At 68.7% G+C, this 19821-nt stretch carries 18 protein-coding genes and 2 pseudogenes; 13 read left to right on the top strand and 7 right to left on the bottom strand.

The features are described from left to right. The first annotated feature begins 60 nt into the window (after nucleotides 1–60). The 5 genes from JMF97_RS28335 to JMF97_RS28315 all read left to right on the top strand — a co-directional run bounded on the left by JMF97_RS28335 (nucleotide 61) and on the right by JMF97_RS28315 (nucleotide 3380). Nucleotides 61–825 (top strand): hypothetical protein, encoded by a 765-nt coding sequence (locus JMF97_RS28335; protein WP_203224308.1) that lies wholly within the window; start codon nucleotides 61–63, stop codon nucleotides 823–825. 343 nt (nucleotides 826–1168) lie between these two features. Next, nucleotides 1169–1576: an ArsR/SmtB family transcription factor gene (locus JMF97_RS28330; protein ID WP_013733115.1), complete on the top strand. Its 408-nt coding sequence runs from the start codon at nucleotides 1169–1171 to the stop codon at nucleotides 1574–1576. After that, the gene (locus JMF97_RS28325) at nucleotides 1573–2226 is read left to right on the top strand and encodes an SRPBCC family protein (protein ID WP_203224307.1); all 654 of its coding nucleotides are present in this window, start codon (nucleotides 1573–1575) and stop codon (nucleotides 2224–2226) included. Before JMF97_RS28330 ends, JMF97_RS28325 begins: the two co-directional genes overlap by 4 nt. Nucleotides 2227–2528: 302 nt before the next feature. Beyond that, nucleotides 2529–2681 carry a hypothetical protein gene (locus tag JMF97_RS28320; RefSeq protein WP_203224306.1) on the top strand — a complete coding sequence of 51 codons (153 nt, stop codon included), beginning with the start codon at nucleotides 2529–2531 and terminating at the stop codon, nucleotides 2679–2681. Nucleotides 2682–2708: 27 nt separating this feature from the next. Then, nucleotides 2709–3380 carry a DNA alkylation repair protein gene (locus JMF97_RS28315; protein ID WP_203224305.1) on the top strand — a complete coding sequence of 224 codons (672 nt, stop codon included), beginning with the start codon at nucleotides 2709–2711 and terminating at the stop codon, nucleotides 3378–3380. Between the two features lie 136 nt (nucleotides 3381–3516). Here JMF97_RS28315 and JMF97_RS28310 read toward each other — a convergent pair whose 3' ends face one another. Further along, nucleotides 3517–3801, bottom strand: coding sequence for a YxzC family protein (locus JMF97_RS28310; RefSeq protein ID WP_203224304.1), 285 nt, complete (start codon nucleotides 3799–3801; stop codon nucleotides 3517–3519). A 167-nt stretch (nucleotides 3802–3968) separates the two neighbouring features. Here JMF97_RS28310 and JMF97_RS28305 point away from each other — a divergent pair, with 167 nt between their 5' ends. Continuing rightward, entirely contained in the window at nucleotides 3969–4619 is a 651-nt protein-coding gene (locus JMF97_RS28305) for a hypothetical protein (RefSeq protein WP_102656214.1), read from the top strand. A 182-nt stretch (nucleotides 4620–4801) separates the two neighbouring features. On the opposite strand, the gene JMF97_RS28300 is transcribed toward JMF97_RS28305, so the two are convergent. The 3 genes from JMF97_RS28300 to JMF97_RS28290 form a co-directional block, all read right to left on the bottom strand. Then, nucleotides 4802–5257 carry an NUDIX domain-containing protein gene (locus JMF97_RS28300; RefSeq protein ID WP_203224303.1) on the bottom strand — a complete coding sequence of 152 codons (456 nt, stop codon included), beginning with the start codon at nucleotides 5255–5257 and terminating at the stop codon, nucleotides 4802–4804. Nucleotides 5258–5362: 105 nt separating this feature from the next. Next, the gene (locus tag JMF97_RS28295) at nucleotides 5363–5803 is read right to left on the bottom strand and encodes a YunG family protein (RefSeq protein ID WP_102656212.1); all 441 of its coding nucleotides are present in this window, start codon (nucleotides 5801–5803) and stop codon (nucleotides 5363–5365) included. Between the two features lie 165 nt (nucleotides 5804–5968). Then, the gene (locus tag JMF97_RS28290; protein ID WP_102656272.1) at nucleotides 5969–6592 is read right to left on the bottom strand and encodes a hypothetical protein; all 624 of its coding nucleotides are present in this window, start codon (nucleotides 6590–6592) and stop codon (nucleotides 5969–5971) included. A gap of 223 nt (nucleotides 6593–6815) precedes the next feature. Between JMF97_RS28290 and JMF97_RS28285 the strand changes: the two genes are divergently transcribed. Next, nucleotides 6816–7415, top strand: coding sequence for a hypothetical protein (locus JMF97_RS28285; protein ID WP_203224302.1), 600 nt, complete (start codon nucleotides 6816–6818; stop codon nucleotides 7413–7415). A 641-nt stretch (nucleotides 7416–8056) separates the two neighbouring features. On the opposite strand, the pseudogene JMF97_RS32110 reads toward JMF97_RS28285, so the two are convergent. The 3 genes and pseudogenes from JMF97_RS32110 to JMF97_RS28275 form a co-directional block, all read right to left on the bottom strand. After that, a pseudogene (locus JMF97_RS32110) lies at nucleotides 8057–8583 on the bottom strand (hypothetical protein); the annotation flags it as partial. A 24-nt stretch (nucleotides 8584–8607) separates the two neighbouring features. Then, nucleotides 8608–8895 carry a hypothetical protein gene (locus JMF97_RS28280; protein WP_238360332.1) on the bottom strand — a complete coding sequence of 96 codons (288 nt, stop codon included), beginning with the start codon at nucleotides 8893–8895 and terminating at the stop codon, nucleotides 8608–8610. A 586-nt stretch (nucleotides 8896–9481) separates the two neighbouring features. Next, nucleotides 9482–9688 (bottom strand): hypothetical protein, encoded by a 207-nt coding sequence (locus tag JMF97_RS28275; RefSeq protein WP_203224301.1) that lies wholly within the window; start codon nucleotides 9686–9688, stop codon nucleotides 9482–9484. 415 nt (nucleotides 9689–10103) lie between these two features. Between JMF97_RS28275 and JMF97_RS28270 the strand changes: the two genes are divergently transcribed. From JMF97_RS28270 to JMF97_RS28245, 6 genes and pseudogenes are all read left to right on the top strand, one after another. Beyond that, nucleotides 10104–10928, top strand: coding sequence for a transposase family protein (locus JMF97_RS28270; protein WP_203220950.1), 825 nt, complete (start codon nucleotides 10104–10106; stop codon nucleotides 10926–10928). 99 nt (nucleotides 10929–11027) lie between these two features. After that, nucleotides 11028–11342 (top strand): annotated as a pseudogene (locus JMF97_RS28265) (PfkB family carbohydrate kinase); the annotation flags it as partial. A 195-nt stretch (nucleotides 11343–11537) separates the two neighbouring features. Then, complete coding sequence (locus JMF97_RS28260; RefSeq protein ID WP_203224300.1) at nucleotides 11538–13040, top strand: TIGR02677 family protein; 1503 nt, start codon at nucleotides 11538–11540, stop codon at nucleotides 13038–13040. Then, a complete protein-coding gene (locus tag JMF97_RS28255) occupies nucleotides 13033–14253 on the top strand; it encodes a TIGR02678 family protein (RefSeq protein WP_203224299.1) in 1221 nt (406 codons plus the stop codon). The genes JMF97_RS28260 and JMF97_RS28255 overlap by 8 nt, the downstream gene beginning before the upstream one ends. Continuing rightward, the gene (locus JMF97_RS28250; protein ID WP_203224298.1) at nucleotides 14250–18347 is read left to right on the top strand and encodes a TIGR02680 family protein; all 4098 of its coding nucleotides are present in this window, start codon (nucleotides 14250–14252) and stop codon (nucleotides 18345–18347) included. The genes JMF97_RS28255 and JMF97_RS28250 overlap by 4 nt, the downstream gene beginning before the upstream one ends. Further along, entirely contained in the window at nucleotides 18344–19630 is a 1287-nt protein-coding gene (locus JMF97_RS28245; RefSeq protein WP_102656206.1) for a TIGR02679 family protein, read from the top strand. The genes JMF97_RS28250 and JMF97_RS28245 overlap by 4 nt, the downstream gene beginning before the upstream one ends. The last annotated feature ends 191 nt before the right edge of the window (nucleotides 19631–19821 follow it).

Genomic DNA, 19821 nt, shown 5'->3' with positions numbered 1-19821 from the left:
GCCAACGGTGCGCCTGGAGACCGTCCTCGACGTCATCGCTCGGTCGGACATCATCGAGGCATGGGCGATCTTCTCATCAATCTGCTGGCGAGCGTCATCGCCGGCACGGCCGTCTGGCTCACGGGGTTCCTGCTGCGTCGGCGCAAGCTGAACCGGGCACGCGCCTTCTTCGGGCTCACCGCCGGGGCGAGTTGCCTGCTGGTGGTGTCCCGGCACGCGTCGTCGCCGCGCGAGTTCAGCGTCCACCGCCGCGACGTCGCCGCGCTGGTGGAACTGGCGACCATCGCCCGGGAATGCGGCGCCCACGCGGACCGGGTCGGCGAGAACCAGCCGACCGGGGAGATCGGCCGGCTGACCGAGTTCTGTGTCGGCGGTCCCGGCGCGAGCCCGCGCAGCGCCACACACGTACGCGCGATCCTCCGTGGCGTGACGTACGAGGTCTTCGACGAGGACAAACGCCGGATGTCGTTCACCGTCGGCGGCACCGACTACGTCTACAGCCCAGAGACCAGCTACGTCCTCCTCGCCCGTTTCTGGGGGCCGACCGGCGGGCGCCCGGTGTTCTTCATCGGCGGCCTGACCGCGGGCAGCAACCTCGCCGGCGCCCGTTACTTGACCAAGCACCACTCCGACCTCGCCCGGACGTTCGGCGCCGACCGGCCGTTCGCGTTGGTGCTGCGCATCATCGAGCCGGCCGCGTACGGCACCGACTTCACCGAACTGATCGCCGACGTGACCGACATCGCATTCCAGCCGCCTGCACACCCGGACGACGAGCCGACCCCCCAGCCACCGGAGTTGCCGGCCACACACGCCAGCAGCTGAGCCCTCTGCGAAGACCGGAACGACGAGGGCAGCGGGGGGTTGGGCGTCCTGGTCTGCTGCATGTCGGGCATGTCCGTGGTCAGGACTCCCGGGGACGGCATGGTAACCGCAGGCCACGCCCGACTGGCGACGCCGTCGACCAGCGCGGTCACCAAGCGGATGGTCCGGGGCCGAGGTCGGCTCGGAAGCGGCCGCTGGAGCAGCGGAGGCTGCGGCGACCTGAAGCCGTCCGCTTCGACCAGGTGGCTGCCTCGTCAGCCGAACGCATGGTGTACGGCGGATCAGCACAGCACCGCATAGTTCAGGCTTGACTTAATTAAGTCCAGACTGGGATAGTTCCCGGGTGCACGCGTTCGATGTCCTCGGCGACCCGGTCAGGCGCCGAATACTGGAGCTGCTCGCCGACGGCGAACAGGCCGCCGGAACCATCAGCGAGGTGGTCCGGGCAGAGTTCGGCATCTCAGCACCTGCGGTGTCGCAACACCTGCGAGTGCTGAGGGAGTCGGGTTTCGTCACCGTCCGCCCGGACGGTACGCGCCGCCTCTACGCCGTGGAGGCCGCGCCGCTGCAGGAGGTCGACATCTGGCTCGGACGCTTCCGGCAGTTCTGGAGCCAGCGCCTGGACGCGTTGGCCACCGAACTCGCCCGTGGCAAGCGCCAACGCCGCGAACCGCGCGACAACCCTGGAAACCCTGGCGAGACACCGGAACGTCGTCAGGCAGCCGAGTCAGATAGCGAGGAATCGACGTGATCGACATCATCAACCAGGTCAATGCCACCCACCGGGAGATCGGCAACCAGGCGGTTGCCGCCGGCGCAGGGCGATCGCTGCTGCTGCGGCGGGTCTACGACGCCCCGATCGAGGACGTGTGGAGCGCCTGCACCGAACCGGAGCGGCTCAGCCGCTGGCTGGGCCCGATCGAGGGCGACCTGCGGGTCGGCGGCACGTTCCAGCTCAAGGACAACGCCGGCGGCGAGATCCTGCGCTGCGAGGAACCCCGCCTGCTCAAGGTGACCTGGGTCCTCGGCGAGGGCATGTCGACCGAGGTCGAGGTGCGCCTGGCACCCGGCGAAGACGGCCGCACCGTCTTCGAGCTGGAACACGCCTCACCCGCCGAGATCGTCGACGAGTTGGTGCGCACCTACGGTCCCGGTGGAACGATCGGAATCGGCGGCGGCTGGGACCTCGCGCTGCTCGGCCTCGACCTCTTCCTGCACGGCGTGAGCGTTGACCCTGCCACGTGGGAGGACACGCCCGAGGCGAAGGAGTTCGCCATCCGCAGCTGCCAGGCCTGGGCCCCCGCCATCCAGGCCGCCTGGGGAACCAGCGACGACGACATCGCCGTGGCCGTCGCCTTCGCGGTACAGCACTACGCCCCCGACACCAGAGGCGACAGCTGATGACCCACGATGTCATCACCACCGCCGCCGGCAGGGCGCCCAGCGCCGCCGCCCGGGAGACGAGGCTGCTGCGTCGCCGGACCGCTCTACATCGTCGTGGTCGTCCTGCAGATACTCACCAGGGACGGATTCGACAGCAGCCGGCACCCGGCCAGCATGCTGGGCACCGGCGACCAAGGATGAATCCAGATCGCCAACCTCGTGGTCAGCGGTCTGCTGACCGTGGCGTGTGTGATCGGGCTGCACCGGACCCTTGGCCCGGCGGTGCGGCCGGGCGGTGCCTGGGGACCCACGGATGACCGGTGTTCGGTGGCGCAATGCTCGGCGCGGCCGCCTTCTCCGCCGACCCCGCCGACGGCTTCCCACCGGGCACACCGACCGAGCCGGCCGCGCCGACCCACCGCGAACTCCCACGGACGCGGAGGGCCAGCGGATGCCACCCGCTGCGCGAGTGACCCCCGCATGACGGACAGGAGGCTGAAATGACTGGGACGACAGTGGCCGAGGTGATGGCCGAACTCGCCGCGATCGAGGACCCGAAGACCCGCGAGGTGAACGAGAAACACGGGGACGACCACGGTGTGCACCTCGGCAAGCTGCGCGAGCTCGCGAAGCGACTGAAAACGCAGCAGGCACTCGCGTGCCAACTCTGGAAGACGGACGACACCGCGGCGAGGCTGCTGGCGATCCTGATCTGCCGCCCGAAGGCGTTCGAGCGTGACGAGTTGGACGTCATGTTGCGCGAGGCGCGCACACCCAAGGTGCACGACTGGTTCGTCAACTATGTGGTGAAGAAGAACCCGCACGCCGAAGAGCTGCGTCTGGCCTGGTCCGCCGATCCGGATCCGGTGATCGCGAGTGCCGGCTGGGCGCTGACCACCGAACGCGTAACGAAGAAACCCGAGGGCCTCGACCTCGCAGGACTACTCGATGTCATCGAGGCGGAGATGAAAGACGCCCCGGATCGCCTGCAGTGGGCGATGAACCACTGCCTGGCTCAGATCGGGATCGAGCACGCCGAACAACGTGCTCGTGCGATCGACATCGGCGAGCGCCTGGAGGTACTCAAGGACTACCCGACTCCGCCGAACTGCACGTCTCCGTTCGCGCCCATCTGGATCACCGAGATGGTGCGCCGACAGCACGACAGGTAGGAAACCTCCTGCCCACGCTCCCCCGCTGCCCCTCGGGCACGATCGACAGAAGCTGGCTATCGACGCGAAGCGCAGCGCTCACGCAGACCTGCCCATGCAAACGTGCGGTTCTGCCGCTCGTCGGGCGTGTCTGTGGTCAGGACGCCCGGGGACGGCGCGCGCGGAAGGCATGGAGCCAGTGTCGTATCTGCTCGTCGTCGTGCAGGTACGGGCCGTCCTTGGCGTGGCGCAGGTCGATGCCGTGCAGCTGAGTCAACGCCCACCAGACATCCGCGTCTTCCACACCGCCACCATCCGGGTCGGTGACCCACTGAGCTGCCCATCGGTCGACCTCGTCGCGTGACTGACTTCCGTCCAGAAGCGCCAGGAGCATCGACTCGATCTGGTCGCGATTCGGCGACGGGTGAGGACTCAAGGACATCCCACAACCTTGACAGATCCACAGGACGTACCACTCCCGGGTGGACGGCCGGGGCTCGATCCCGGTGGAACTCAGATCCCGGCCGGTACACCGTTTCCAGTAGCGCGAACTGACTCAGGTCTTCGACCCGGACCGACCCGCTGTTCTCGATCAGCTATGTTGCCGGCGTGGAGATCCAGGTGCTGGAGGGTGCGCTCGTTGAGGTGCCGACGGCCGATGTCACGGGCATGGACCGGCGTGCGTTCGGCGAGTTCGTGGGACCGGGCGGTGAGCTGGCCTCGTACGCGTTCGGCTGGACCACCGGCTCGGACCCGCACGTCGCCCGTCTGTCCATCGGGATTGGTGCCGGCAATCCTGGCGGCGGCACCTTCCACGCCGTCATCTTCGCCAACAAGGGTACGCACGCGTTCTCGCTCGTCGACGAGCCGTTCGAGCGGGTCCCGCAGGGCGGTCCGGACCTGACCGCAGACCAGTCACGCGCCCACGAGGACCTGCCGTTCGTGTGGTGGGTCACCGACCACGTCATGCAACACGATCGGCGAGCCTGGTGGATGCTTCACTGGCTACTGGGCACCACCTGTATCCAAACCCCTGAAGTCTTCGAACGTCACGAGCCTGTCCTGCTGATCAGTCACGACGCCGACGACGGAGTCTGGCAGCTGATCGGAGCCACCGACGCGACAGGCAGCACCGGCAAACTCGGACACCTGCACCATGCCGTCGACGAGGACCCCAGCCTGATCGATGTCCTTGACCTACCACCCGGACACAGCGCGACACGCGCGGACATCGGGAAACCCTGGACTGGCCACATCTAACGCAATCGAGGCATCTCCCCTCCGACCTTCGATCGGCCACTGGCGGACGGTGGACCAGTAACCTCATCTGGCCACACAAAGCGGTCGCGGCCAAAGGTGGCGTCGGTGACGACCGCCGACATCCGATCCTGCCGATGACCGGATGTCGGAATTCCACCGGAGGGTGCCGAGCAGTGATGGATCTACGGGCCGCTCGGCGATGCGGATGTCCGTGCTTCGTCACGGCGAGGCAGCCGGTCAGGCTCAGGCAGGGAACCAAGCAATGCCGGCAGGGCGCCAAACACGAGGGGAAGACCGCTTAGCTCGCTGATCCCGACCCATGCGATGCCGTCATGCTCGTCCGGTGCGCGGTTGGTGGGAGAGCCGACCCATTCTCTGATGTGCCAGACGCCCACGTGAACGGCGTCCTCGCCACTGCCGGCATGCCAGTCGCCGAGCCGTGACGCGGACGCCGCCACAATGTGAACCCCTAGCTCCTCGCGCATCTCACGCGCGAGGGCCTGCAGTTCCGGCTCACCCGCTTCGACATGGCCCCCGGGCAGATCCCAGAGATCCGGGTATGCCCGGCGGGTCGCACTGCGGTGTACCAGCAGGACCGCGCGGTTCTGCAGGAGTGCGCCGCAGACGACGACATGCATGAGGGGATCAGAGCACAGGGATGGGACAGGCTCGCTCTCCAGCCAGAGGGCACGGCGGACTTCGGGCTCTGCCGCCGTTTGTAGGCTCGGCCCGTTCGCCGGCCGTCACTGTTGCGTGGATTGCTTGGTTCGCCCGCCGTAGAGGGCCACGAAGACGCGGTCCCGCAGGATCTCGTACTGCTGGCGGCATCGCCGAGGTGGGCCCGGCGGGCGTTGCTGGACTTGACCGCCGACAACGACTTCCGGTGGCTGGAACTGGTCAGCTGTCAGGTCGACCTCGCGGCCGTCGGCCAATCGATTCCAGTAGTGGTAGCCGACCCTGACGTCTCCGGCGAGGACCTCGCCGAGGATCAGCTCTCCGCCCAGCAGGTCCTGGATGATCAAGGCAGTCACTCCGCATTGACCACGGGCCGGGTTGCCGGTGTGCCAATCCCGCACATCGTGCGGGTCGCAGGTATCCGCTCCCCAGCCGCCACGCAGTACCGGCCGCAGCATCTCCAGGTCAATCGCGAGAGGGATCGATCGTCGGTCGCGCTCTTCAGACATCACCCAGGAAGGGTGATCCTTCGACCGGGTCGAGAGTCAAGGGACAACCCCGCCTCGGGTCCTGGCCGACCGAATGGCGCCACGAGCGGGCACGCTCACGCCGCGTACGGCGCTACCGGCTCGAAAGGGTAGGCCTACGGGGTGGAGGGGCCTTCAACCTGGATGTCACTGTGGGACGCTGGAAAATGATGGTGGTATGCCGTAGATGCCGGGTGTGGTCACGGTGGCATCGTCGATAGCAGTCGGGGCGATGCTCCAGCGACCGGCTATCGCCAGCACGTCGGACTCGCACGGCGTCGTGTCGTACCAGGCTGTCCACTCCTCATCAGACCAGTTCTCGCACCCCGGCGTCAGGCCACGAATGCCGATACCCAACTCGATCTCGTCGGCCGTCGCAGCACCGACGAACAGCGGCACCTCGCCTAGCTCGCCGATGAAACAGTAGGCGCGCATCAGCTCCCCATCCCGGGCCCAAGCCCAGGCGTGATAGTCCGGGACCCGTTCATTGGCGAAGAACTGCACCTCCCCCAGCTGCCGACTGAGCGCGGTGAGCCAGTCAGGAAAAGATGACTCCGCCGCGTCGAAACCCGGCGGCAAATGCCGGCGGCTGTGAGCAAGGGTCCAGCCCGGCACAGGCGCGGCCACATACACACCGTGCTGGTAGGCGCGGCCAGTGCCGGTTGCCCAATCGAGGAGTTCCCGGTCGTACAGTCCCAGCGCGTCGGCGACCTCGACGGGGGTCCGGTTCCGGACCGCCAGCCACGATGTCTTGTAACCGAACCCAGTCATGCCACCCATGATCCCCACTGCCCACGTAGCCGTCACCTAGAAGCATCCGGATCTGTCGCCGGCCGGGCGTTGCCGTGTCGGTGACCGCTACTTTCGGTATATCGGTCCTTCGGCCGTCTGGGCTCGTTCCCCGTCCGTCTGCCGGACCCGACGATGCTCAGGCATCCGAGTCTGCGGGTGTAGAACGATCGTGGCCCTCGAGCGTGTTCTCTAGGCTCACGCCATGTCGGCAGAGCGCGGATTCATTGATCTAGGCGACCACGATCACCAGTCACTGTCCTCGGGCCGGCCAGCCCCTGACCGCGTTACAGGCAGACGAAAGATGGGTGTACGGCTCGTCGCTGCCTTTGTGGTCGGCATGGTGCTTGGCGGTGTAGCGGTCAACCAGTTGCGGGACTCGCGGGAGGAACGGGAGCGGAACTCTTCGATCTCACTCGTGGCCTTCGTTGCATCCGGCGGTAGCGGGGGTGGGGACGCCAGGGGCATCTACCAGATGGCAGGACAACTGGCGGTGATCAATGCGGGGCCCGCGCCGATCACTGTCCGCGCGACGTCCGGTCAGCTGCCGGGTATCCGGGTCCGAGGTGCCGGGCAGTCTCCGCTGCTGCGTCCCGGCGGCACCGCCTGGATCGAGGTCGAGGTGCGCATCGACTGTTCGATCCCGTTCGGCAGCGAGCCGTTATCGACCCGGTTCACGGTGGAGGCCGCCGACGGGAGGGTCAGGGAGGTCAGCCACCCCGTCGCCGTGATCGGCAGCGCCTGGCACCGTGAGGTCGAGCAGCCCTGCGCGCACCTCGCTGACCTGGTCAAGCGTGACGGCTAACGGGCAGCCGCAGACCCATCGGCGACCTGGCGCGAGCGCCACGAGCAGAATCAACCCACGACCGCGTACCCGGACATGCCGCAGAGCCCTCGTCGCCGTCACCGGACGGCAACGGAAGCGGTCATTGGCTTTGCGTTTCATGACGATGGTGACCGCGATCTGGTCCGGGGCCAGTGCTGCGAATCGAGTATCGCGTCGGCCGGTAGGTGCGGACGCGTGGGTGAGCGGAGCGGCGGAACGCGGATTTTCGGACAGGGCTTGTCCTGAGTCGGCTCGCCCATAGGCAAGCACGGACGGCACCTGGGCCGTCGAGACGACCCGCAGTGGAGCCGTGCTGTCCGGGAGTAGCCCGGTGAGTGCCGCCCGTTCCTCAGCTGTTCACAACGGTCGGATCGCGATGCGGTCGACGGTGGCGCGCCTGCACTGGTCACGCGCGTGCTGTGCGGGCCGCGGGGCTCGGTCTTGACGGGATGACCTGTGGCCTGCGGTAGCGACGCCGGGTCCATCCAGGCCGTTGCCGCCTCGGTCATTGCGGCGTGGACGTCCCAGCCGGTTGCGCGGAGGCGTTCGGCCAGTTCGGTTACTTTTGGCGGCCGGCGGAGCGGCGCACACGACGAGGAGGGCGACCGGGTCGGCTTCGGTCATGAGTCTGGTACTCCTGCTCGGCCGGCAAGAGCTCGCAGGCCAGAGGTGTGGCGGGGGCGTTCCCGCCGGAGCAGTTTCGTGATGAGGCCGGTGGCTGTGACGTTGAGCCTGATCGCCTCGGGGGCGAGGCGCTCGTACTCGAGAAGCTGGAGCATCGCCTGTGGGTCTGAGTCGCGGGTGGCGCTGTGTGCTGCGGCAAGGTCGAGGTGTACCTGGGCGCGTCGGCTGGTCAGCGCCTTTGGGGGCGGTGAGGTATCAAGCTGATCGGCGGCACGGAGCGCACGCTGGTTGTCCTGGAGTTCGACCGCGACGGAGATTGGGTGTAGTTGGACGTTGGTGGGGCCGAAGGCTGTCCACAATTCGTTGCTGTTGCGGCGGAGTCGGTCGGCGGCGGATTCGGCGGCTTCAGGTACGCCCACGCGGTGCGGGCGTTGGTGCCACGTGCTGCCGCCACTGCGGCGTGCAGCAGAAGCGCCCCGTAGGCCGAGAGGTAGGCGGGTGTGCGATGCAGCTTGTGACGTGCACTACGAGGAGGCTGCCTCACGGTTCAGCGGGGTAGCTTGTCGCGTAGGTCCTCGACCTGGCGTTCGAGTCGGTTCACCGCGTTCTCGTTGTTGAGGAAGGTGGTGAGGCCGGCGGCGAAGGCGATCGCGATCAGGACCGCGAGGACGCTGAGGATGAGTGCGCCGACGGCGAGACCCCGGCCAGTCACGTTCGGTCGACCGGCCATCCGCAGGCCGATGACGCCGAGGATGATCCCGATGATGCCCAACACCAGTCCGACTGACGCCAGGATCGCGGTCAGGACACTGATCAGGGCAGCGACCCCGAACACCAGGGCGAATGTGGCAGCGGCGCTGGTCTTCGCGGTCGTGCCACCTCTGCCCGACCGGGAACCCACCTGCGAACTAGATGCATTCATCTCTTTCCTTCCTCGCACTGACCCCAGGAGCTTTCGGCGACGCGTTCCCCTTCTTCCTGCCCTTACACGCGCTCGTCCGAAAGCCCCGCTTGCCGGGTCCACTTCAGGGAGGATTCGGCTCGCGGCGGCGCTGCCGAGATGCCCCCTTCGTTCTGGTCCCTACGCCGCGGCATCACCTTCCAGCGCACCAAGACCTGGAAGGAGTCGCCCGACCCTGATCGCGACGCCAAAGCTCGACCGGATTGAGCAGGTGCTGGACTGCTTCCCGGACCGGGTCTTCGCGTTCGACGAGTCCGGGCCTCTGGGGATCCGGCCCACCGCGGCCCACCGCGGGCTGCCGCTGCCTCGACCAGCGTCTGTACCTGATTCTGCGACGACTTCTCCCGCGCAAGCGCCCCCTGGTGCGCCGCCAACCAGGTCGACCTCGTGTTCCTGCCGACCTACGCATCCTGGCTGGCCATTATTCGAGGTAGCTCGGACTATCGGACGTGCACCAATCCTAATGCCGGAGCCACTTCAGGTAGGCGTCATATATCTTCAGCAGGACGTCCGCCGACTCGCGGGCGGCGAGAAACTCACCCAACTGATCAAAAAGCATCCCGATGAGCTTCTGCTCATCGTCCGAAGACAGGCCAGCCAGCCCTCCTTGATAGCCATCGGGCAACGCGAGTCGCAGCAATAGCCCGCGCCAATTTGGCACCATCACCAACTCGAACTACAAGCCACTCACGAAAACCCGCAAGCATGCCACCCTGCTGACCTACGTTAACACCTTCTATGAACGCGGCCGCCTGCCCGAATGACCCATCCACGCCAAGCACCGCAGGGTGATCTCGGAGAAGTTCTAGAGTGCGCTTCAGATCCATGCCCTCACCTCAGAATCCGAAATTAATAAGTTCACGGTCCAGCCAAGCGCGTTTGTATTCAGCAACAGGCACGCCCGTCCTGCCGCTGAACGCGTCAATGAGGTGATCTCAGCAGCGCAAAAGTGTTGATTAGTACGACACGGGCGAAGGTGTCGAGTCGGGCGGTGATGGAAACAGGCGTGGAGCCATCGATAGACACGTCCTTGCGACAGAAACACGTCTTCGAGAGGGCTCCACGTGATTGCCTATCGTGCCATGGTCGACGTCCCGAGGGAACTCGTGCAGCATCTCGGCCGGCTGCTTGCCGCCGAGCGTCGAGCCAAGGGGACCCGGCGCGGCACTCGCGCGTTGACCTGCTTCTACCAGGCGTTGTTGGTGCTGATCTGGTTCCGCAAGGGCGAGGACCTGGCCCTGCTCGGCGCGGGGTTCGGGATCTCCCGGGCGACCGCGTACCGCTACCGCGACGAGGGCATCGCGGTACTCGCCGCGCAAGCAAGCGACTTACACACCGCGCTGCGCCGTGCCGCCGACGACGGCTGGTCGCACGTGATCCTCGACGGCAAGCTGTTCGACTGCGACCGCCTCACCGAGACCACCCTGTCGGTCAAGGGCGAGACCATCGACGCCTGGTACTCCGGAAAGCACCGCGACTTCGGCGCGAACATCCAAGCGATCATGCGCCCAGACGGGCTGCCGATCTGGACCTCGCAGGCTATGCCCGCGCATCTGCACGACACCAGCTGCGCCCGCGAACTCGGTGTCACCGCCGCATTGAACTGGTCCGCCGCCGAACTCGACCTGCCCACCCTGGCCGACTCCGGCTACGAAAGCGCAGGCCACGGCATCAAGACACCGATCAAACAGCCCGCCGACGGCAGCCGACTCGCACCCGACAACCGCGCCTACAACCGGCTGCTACGCGGCCTGCGCTGGCAAGGCGAACGCGGCTTCGCCATCCTGACCGGACGCTGGAAAACGCTCCGCCACACCACCGCCAGCCCACGCCGGATCGGCGAGATCGTCGCCGCCGCGCTACACCTGACTCACTTCGAATACCGCTACCTACCCGAATCTTGCTGAGATCACCTCAATAACTCTGCCATCTTTAAGGACAACAGTGTGGGAATGCCATCCTGCATCCTGGCCGCGATACTTCCCTAAAAAGATCACCATGAAGCCGCCACCATCCTCCAAACGACCACCGATGATCCCGTAAACGCCGCAACCGCGCTACAACGCCTCAGTCCCCGCACCGTCATCGTCACCGCAGGCCAACACGGTGCCGCCTACTCCCATCCCGACGGAGCCGCCACCGTACCCGCGCCCACCGTCCACGCCATCGACACCACCGGAGCCGGCGACACCTTCCTCAGCAGCCTCGCCCTCGACCTCGCCCACAACATCGCGCTACACAACGCCATCACCACCGCCGTCCAGACCAGCTCCCACACCGTCCAACACGTCGGCGCCCACACACCAGCTCACAGGACCTGATGCGGCAGCCGCCCCGACACCGTCAGGCCTGCATCTGATCCGGACCTGCGCCCGTAGGCCGATGCGTGGTGGCGTGTCGATCGGGAGCGTGGCGACGCGTCTCCCCCTCATGCATCAGCCCGTGCCCTGCTACGGATCCCGGGTCCCCGTGCTGCCAGCATGTCGCGGCTACTGACCGTCGCCTATCCTGTCCGGATGGGTGAGCCGGCGGATGACCTTGGCCGCCTTGATGCCTTCACCTACCTGACGGTGCCTGAACGCGGCGTCTACCTCGCGATCATGCGTCTGTTCACGGCGTCGCTGATGACTGACCTCTCCGCGCAACAGGTGGTCGAGGAACTCGCCGCCCACGAGATCGACATTTCCCTCGACACTGCGGTGAGCCGCTTGAACCAGCTTGTCGGGTGGGGCAACCTGCTGCCCAGCTCACACACGGTGCGCGTCAAGAGCATCGAGGAGTACCAGCGCGCCCGGTCCCGTTATCAACTGTCTCCGCTCGGCGAACGGGTGCAGCGGCAGGCCGACGAGGTGCTCTTGAGCGCGGACGCCGCCCGGGAGATCAGTCGGGAGCTGCTGGGCCTGCTCGCCGCCGGTCTGGGTGACCTGGTGGATCGGGTCGAGCAGCCGGGCGGCGTCGATGCCGGCACGGCTCGCGAGGCGGTCGCCACGATCTTCGCCCAGTTCTGGGCGTTCCGTGACTCGGTACGCGACTTCTATGCTTTCCTCGGGCAGGTCCTGGCCCGCTACGACCTGGACAGCGCGGAGTACCGAGGCTTCAAGGATCTGCTCCTGGACTACGTCGAGTCGATCACCGAGGAGATTGTGCTCCTCGCGCCACGCATCGACCGTCACCTGCACCGCCTGGGGCCGTATCTGCCCGCTCTGGTGCATGTCCTGCGCGAAGGCGGGCTGGCCGGGGCCGCCGCCGACCTCGGCGTTGCCGTACAACGCAGCCGTGGTCATGAGCTCGCTGACTGGGCTGCGCTGCGGGCGTGGTTCAGTGACGTCGACGGTCGCCGCAGCGAGGTCACGCAGCTGCGCGATGCCACTATGCGGGCCCTGCAGTCGCTGCTGGCCAATGCGAAACGGATGGTCCGTTCCACCGGCAACGGTGCCTCTCGCCGTCGGGAGCTGCTGCGGTTGGCGGCCTGGCTGGACACCGCCGATGAGGAGACGGCCGCTGATCTGTTCACCTCGGCGTTCGGCCTCTATCCTGCCCGGCACCTCGGTCTCGCCGCCGAGGCGCAGGTGGTGGTGCCGGCGACGGCGAGTTGGTGGCCGGCGCCTGCCGTGCAGGTTCCCGTCGCGCTGCGCGAGCGTGGTGGGCGGGCGCCGCGCGGACGCGCTTCCGCAATCGCCGACCGCAGCGGGCAGAAGCAGGCGTTGATCGCACAGGCTGCCGCTCTTCATGAGCGGCGGGTCTCGGCCGCGGCGGAGTTGCTGTCCGCCGCCCCCGATCTGGGGGCGGTGCGTCTGTCCGCCCCGGCCATTCATCTGCTGCTCGAACTGATGGCGCAGGCTCTCGGTGCCGGTGATCCACTGCTGGGCAACGCGGTGGCTCTGGTCGTCGATCTGCAGCTGCGCTGCGAACTGTTGAGCAAGCCGCGCCACGTGTTGACCCTCCGTTCGGCTGTCGGTGATTTCACCGCCCAGGACATCGAGATCTCGATCATCCGCCTGGAGGACACCGATGGCTGACGAGCACGACATCGCGCTGGCGGTCGAGCGCCGCCGAGCGGTGCGGGCCCTGCTGTCCGCGCCGCTGCTGCTCGCCACCGACGATGATTTTCCGCTGGTCCGTCGGCATGCCGAATGGTTGAAGAGCTGGTTCGGTAACTTCCTCGGCTACCGGCTGGTGGTGGAGGCCGGTTTCGCCCGGCTGTTCAAGCCCGGCCTGGGTCCGGGGCGGGGCCGACCGCTGCTGCGCGCCAGCGGGCCGTTCACCCCACGCATGTACACGTACCTGACGCTGGGCGTAGCGGTGCTGCTCACCTGCCCTGAACAGGTGCTGTTGTCCCAGCTCATCGCTGATGTTCGGGCGGCGGCGGTGGAGGCCGGTATCGCACTCGGTGACGCTCAGCGGCCGACCGAACGTCGTGCGCTCAGCGCGGCGTTGCGGCAACTGGTGTCCTGGCAGGCGCTGCGTGAGGAGCAGGGGACGGTCGCCGGTTACGCCGACGATGACCGGGCAGAAGCCCTGCTCACCGTCAACCGTGACATCGTCGCGCACCTGGTGGCCACCCCGCCGGGCCGCAGCGTCACCGCTGCGGAGTTCGTTGGTGCTGCCGCCGAGCCCGGTCCGGGCGGCACCCGCCATGCGGTACGGCGGCGGCTGATCGAGCAACCGGTGGTGTACCTCGACGAGCTGAGCGCCGCGCAGCGGGCCTGGTTGCGTCGGGAGCAGCGCCGAGAGGAGCGGTCGTTCCTGGAGTACGCCGGTTTGCAGGCGGAGCTGCGCGCCGAGGGTGTCGCCCTGCTCGACCCCGACGACGGCCTCACCGACGTGCTCTTTCCGGGGGTCGGCACGGTCGCCCAGGCCGCGCTGCTGACGATCACTGCGCTGGTCGAGCAGTTACGTCCGGCGCCGGGGCGGCTGGTGATCGGGGTGCCCGTACCCGAGCACGTGCTGGACGGGATTCTGGCTGACCTGGTCGACCGTCATGCCCGGCGGTGGGCGGGCCGGTATGTCGAGGATCTGTTGTTGCTGCGAGAGGCGGTCGTCGCGTTGCTCATCACCATGGGGCTGTTGGCGCGGTCGGCGCCGACGGTCGCCGACGCCGAATCCACCGAGACCATCGCCGCCGAGCGGGCGGTCGACGCGCGCGCTGCTCGCGGTGACAGCCCCGAGGGTGGTCTGGTGCTGCTCGCGGCCGCGGCCCGCTACGCCGCGAGCGAGGCGGTGCGGTCATGAGCAGCACGGCCGTCGCCGCGTCCGGGACGCAGGTCGCGGTATCGCATCCGCACCGGTACCGCCTGCACCGTGCGGGGATCTGCAACATCTGGCAGTACGACAACCAGGTGTTCCAGTTCGAGCAGGGCCGGCTGTTGCTGCGCGGGAAGAACGGCGCCGGGAAGTCGAAGGCCCTGGAGTTGCTCCTGCCGTTCCTGCTCGATGGTGACGTCAAACGGCTGGATGCCACTGGCGCGGGCCGCACCACGTTTCGGTGGCTGATGAGTGAGGGTGCCAGCGGGGTGAACCGGCAGGGTTTCGTCTGGCTGGAGCTGCGGCGCGTCGATGAGCACGGGCCGCCGCGGTTTCTGACGCTGGGAGCGGTCGTGCGGTGGTCGTCCTCGACCGCCGAGGCACGGGTCACGTATGTCGTCACTGCGCGGCGCGTCGGTATCGACGTCGATCTGGCCGTCGATCGGCAGCCCGTGCCGATCGAGCGGCTGCGGGAGACACTGGGTGAGGCGGCGCTGCTGGGCAGTGCGCGGGACTACCGGGCGCGGGTGGGTCGTGAGCTGTTCGGGATCGCCGATGCGGGCCGGTACCGCAATCTGGTTCACCTGCTGTACCGGCTGCGTCGTCCCACCATCGGTGACCGGATCGAGGCGGGTCAGCTCGCCGCCGAGCTGAGCGAGGCGTTGCCGTCGGTCGACGATGACGTCCTCGATTCGGTCGCGCACAACCTTGACGACCTGGAGACCGTCCGCGCTGATCTGGGTCGGTTGGAAGCCACTCACGCCGCGTTGGCCGACCTGATGACGGCCTACCGCGGATATCTGCGCGGTGAGCTGCGCCGCCGGGTGCAGGCGGTCGACGATGCCCTGTCCCAGTTGCGTGCCCAGCGCCGCCAGGCCGGCCAGGCGGAGCGGGAGGTCGCGGCGGCGCTCGATGCGCAGCGGGCCGCGGAGGCGGTGGTGGACGGCTGGGAGCAGACGCAGCGGCAGGCCCGCGCCGAACTTGGGGCGCTGCGCGACAGCGCCGCCTACCGGGCCGTGCAGGAGTTGGGGCAGCGTCGTCTCGCGGTGCGGGCGCTGGAGTCGGCGGCCCGGTCCGCGGCCCGCGCCGCGGACGCGGACCGGCAGACGGTCACCGACGTCGTGGCACGTCTCGTCGCGGAAACCGGCCGGCTGACCGACACCATCGGCGAGCTGCGGGACAGTCACCGACGACTGCGTGACCTCGCCGCCGAGTCGGGCCTGGACGTCGGGCATCTCGGGGCCGTACCGGAGTCGCGTGGTCTCGGCGCTCCCGCCGACCCTTCGGTCCAGGTGCTGCACCACCGTCTGGCCGCTGAGGAGTTCGGGGAGCACCGTGTGCGCGTCGCCGGGGCCGAAGCGGCGGCGCGGGCCCGGCGTACGGCGGTGGCCGACGTCCAAGGGCGCCTGGACGAGGCGGACACGGCCGCCGCCGTCGCCCTCCGGGCGGAAGCCGATCGTGATCTGCTCGACGAACAGCAGCACACCGCGCAGGAGCACCTCGGTGATGTTGCCGCCGCCCTCGCCACGGCCAGCGGCGCCTTCGCGCATGCCGTACAGGAGTGGATGGCTCTTGCGGCCCTGGCCGGCGCGGACCTCGCACCGTTGCGGGAGGTTCTGCTCGGTGATGACCCGTTGCCGGCGGACGCACCGGCGCAGGTGCGCGCGGCGGCTGAGGCCGCCGCGGAGCCGTTGCGGGCTGCGGCCGAGGCCCGCCGCGATACGTTGCGCGCCCAGCGTCTCCAGGCCCAGACCCACCTCGACGAGGTACGCGCAGAGCACGCGCGGTGGAGCGCGATGACCGACCCGGAGCCGCCTCGGTCCCGGTTCCGTAGCGGCTCGCCCGCACGGCAGGGTGTGCCGTTGTACCGGCTTATCGATTTCGCCGATCACCTCGACGAGCGGCAGCGGGCCGGAATCGAGGCGGCGTTGGAATCCAGCGGGCTGCTCGACGCTCTGCTCGCCGAGGACGGCACGGTGGTGGACGCGGCCAGCGGTGAGGTGATCCTGCGGCCCGGTCCGCCCGAGCCCGCACCCACGGTGCAGCAGGCGCTGGTCGCGGTGGCCGGGGCGGAGCATGTGGCGGGCATTCTGCGCAGCATCGGCTTCGGGTCGGCCTCGGACGCGGGCAGTTGGATCGCCGACGACGGCAGGTGGCGGCTCGGGGTGGCCTACGGTGCCTGGACGAAACCGGCAGCCGAGTATGTCGGCGCCGCCAACCGTGCCGCTCTGCGTCGCCGTCGCCTCGCCGACCTGCAGCAGCAGGTGGACACGCTGACGAGCCGGCTCGGCGACCTCGACGGGCAACTCGACGTCAACGACCGGCACCGCGAGGCGCTCGCCGCCGCGCTGCGGGCACTGCCCGATGGTGGCGCGCTGAGCCGGGCGTGGGCGCGTCGTGATGAGGCGGAGGCGACGGCCGACCGGCTCGCCCGCCGGGCGGCCGAGGCCCGGCGTCGGGCGCGGGAGCTGCGGGGCGTCGCCGACGAGCGTCGAGGCCGCGCGCAGTCCGTGGCGCAGGCCCATCTGCTCCCCGACGACCGTGCCAGTCTCGACGGCATCGATCAGCGGCTGCGCCAGCTCGGTGCCGAGATGCCCCGCTACACCCGGGACATCGGGCAGTTCATCGACCAACTCGCACCGTACGAGTCGTTGATCGGCCGGCATGTCGAGGCCGTGGACACCGCCACCAGCACTGCCGACGAGGCGCTGCTCGCCGCCGAGGCGCACCTGGCCGCGGCGGAAGCGTTCGCCGTGCTCGAACGGTCGCTCGACGCCGAACCGGCGGAGATCCATCGGCAGGAGGCCGCCGCCGAGGCACGGCTGCGTGCCGCCGAGACGGAACTGCCGCCGGCTCGCCGCGGCTACGACCAGGCCCGCGACCACCGGGTCCGGGCCGAGGAGACACGCGACCAGACCCGGCGACTGCTGACCCAGCAGGAGCAGGTGGCCCTGGACGCCGGCACCGCGCTGCCCCGCGTGCTGACCCTGCCCGGTGTCGGTGACGCGCTCGCGCTGGCCGGTGACATGTCCTTCGCGCCGGGCACCGGGACCCCACCGGAGCGGATCCGGCAGCTCGACGAGCTCGCCGGCCGGCTCCGCGACGCGCTCGGCAGGCCCCAGCAGGACCTCGGCGAAAACGCCCTGCATCAGCGTTACAACGACGTCCGCAGCCGGCTGCCCGGCGGTTTCGACCTCATCTGGGAGGACCGCGCCGGGGTCAAGGTCGTCGAGATCGCCGACGACATCGGGCAGCACCCTGCCGCTGTCGCGACCGCTCGCCTCGGCGCGGAGCTGGAACAGAAGCGGTCCGCGGTGGCCGAGCGGGAACGGCACGCCTTCGAGCGTTTCCTGCTCGGCGAGTTGGGAGACGCGTTGTCCCGGCAGATGCGTGCGGCGGAGAGCCTGGTGTCGACCATGAACACCACCCTCGCCGGGGTACGTACCTCCCACGGGCTCGGCGCACGGCTGGTGTGGTCGCTGAAAGACGACGCGGAAGCGGACACCCGTACCGCCGTCGCACTGCTGCGCACGCCGTTCGAGCTACGGACCCGGGAGAACAACGACCGGCTGCGCGCGGCGCTGGCCGCCCGCGTCGAGGATGCTCGACGCGCGGACCCCTCCGCCGGGTACGCGGTCCACCTGCGCGCCGCGCTGGACTACCGCAGGTGGTTCGGCTTCACCGTCAGGGTCACCGACCAGGCCAACCCGAACCGGGAGCGCACCCTGTCCGCGCGTACCGCCATGTCGCAGGGCGAGCAGCGGGTGGTGTCGTACCTGGTGCTGTTCGCTGCCGCCGCCGCGCACTTCACCTCCGTCGGGGAGTCCTATCCACAGGCCCCACGGCTGATCCTGCTCGACGACGCATTCGCCAAGGTCGACGAGCCCACCCACGGACGCCTGCTCGGCCTGCTGGTCGACCTCGATCTGGATGCCGTTCTGACCAGCGAACGCCTGTGGGGGTGTTTCCCTGAGGTGCCGTCGCTGGGCATCTACGAATGCCTGCGGGACCCGACCCAACCCGGCGTCGCCACACTGCACTTCCGCTGGGACGGCCGCCGCCGCACGGTGCTCACCTCATGATCCCGGCCGGGGCGCTCGACTATCTCCGGTCCACCGGACTACGACCACTGTGGAGCGCGGTACACGCCCGCCTGGTCCGCAACGGTCGGCTGGTGACCGGACGCCTGACCCTCACCGGGCTGACCGACACGCAACGCGAAGCCGTCGGCCACCTCCTCGGCCAGGCTGTCGGACCGACACCCACGATAAAACTGGCCGACCTCGACCGACGGCTGCGCGACAGCGCCGCGGGAACCGGACTGCTCGGCGTGGTGGAAACGGTCATCGGTGCGGTACCCGACCGGCGCGCCGACGCCGACGCGGAGTCGGCCCGGCGAGCGTTGCTGCGCGAGCACGCCAACGCCGCCCTCGTCACCGCCGGCCTGACCGACCGCCCCTGGACCACCCTGTGGCTGGACCAGCTGTGGCGGCAGGGCCTACCCGCCCGGCTACCCACCGACGAGGTACGGCGCACCGTCAGCCAGGCAGCCATGACGCTCGGCCTCACCGTGGGTGAACAGGCGCGCACCTGGTCCCGGGGCGAACTGGCGCAACGGGTCACCGGCAGCGCCCACGGGCTCGACGATGACAGCCCGCTGACCCGTCTCGTCCTACGCGGACTCGCCCTCGCCCTCACCGGAGGCTCAGATCTGCCGCAGGGTGCGGCGCAACGCCGCGCCCTCTGGGATGCCGCCGGGGTAGCCAGCGACACCGTGGCGACCACCGTGCTCACCTACGGACTACGTCCCCTCGGCAACGACTGGCTCCGCTTGCGCGCCGACAGCGGCGCCGAGACCCATCTGACGCTCCGGGAGATCCGTCGCCTCACTCCCCTACGGCTTCACCCGCAAACCGTGTACGTGTGCGAGAACCCGCGGGTCCTGGAGGCGGCGGCGGACGCCGGTGCTGCGGCAGCGATCGTCTGCACGATGGGCAACCCCACCACCGTGACCCTCGCCCTCCTCGACGCCATCATGGAGTCGCCAGACGTGCGTCTGCTCTACCACGGCGACTTCGACTGGCCCGGCATCGCCATCGCCGACCGCATCATGCAGCGCTATGACGCCCGACCCTGGCAGTTCATGGCCGCCGACTACCGCTGGGCCGTCGCGCAGGCCATCGAACGGGGGACGCCGCCGCAGCCACTCATCGGCCGTGCCGCCGAGACTCCATGGGATCCCGCGCTCTCCACCACGATGGCGCAAACCGCCACCGCCATCCACGAGGAGGCGGTGATCGACCGTCTCCTCGCCGACTTCGAACTCGATCCGTCGAGGAATGTCACGCCGCAGTCCTGGAGATAGACAGCCCGTCAACTACTCAGCCAGGAAGCTGGAGATCGCCTCGGTGGAGGAGGCGCCCTTGGTTGCGGTGTAGAAAAGGTAGGGCACTTCGGCACGGTTGCATCGGCGCGGTTGCAGAACTGCTGGGATGAGGCGCGACTTACCGACCTGGTGCCGACCCCGAATGGTGACCGCCAGTCCGGCCCTGCCTG

The organism is Micromonospora fiedleri, assembly GCF_016774385.1.
Classification (GTDB): Bacteria; Actinomycetota; Actinomycetes; order Mycobacteriales; family Micromonosporaceae; genus Micromonospora; species Micromonospora gifhornensis.
Note: the sequence above shows the minus strand (reverse complement) of the source record. Positions and strands in the feature narration are given on the sequence as shown.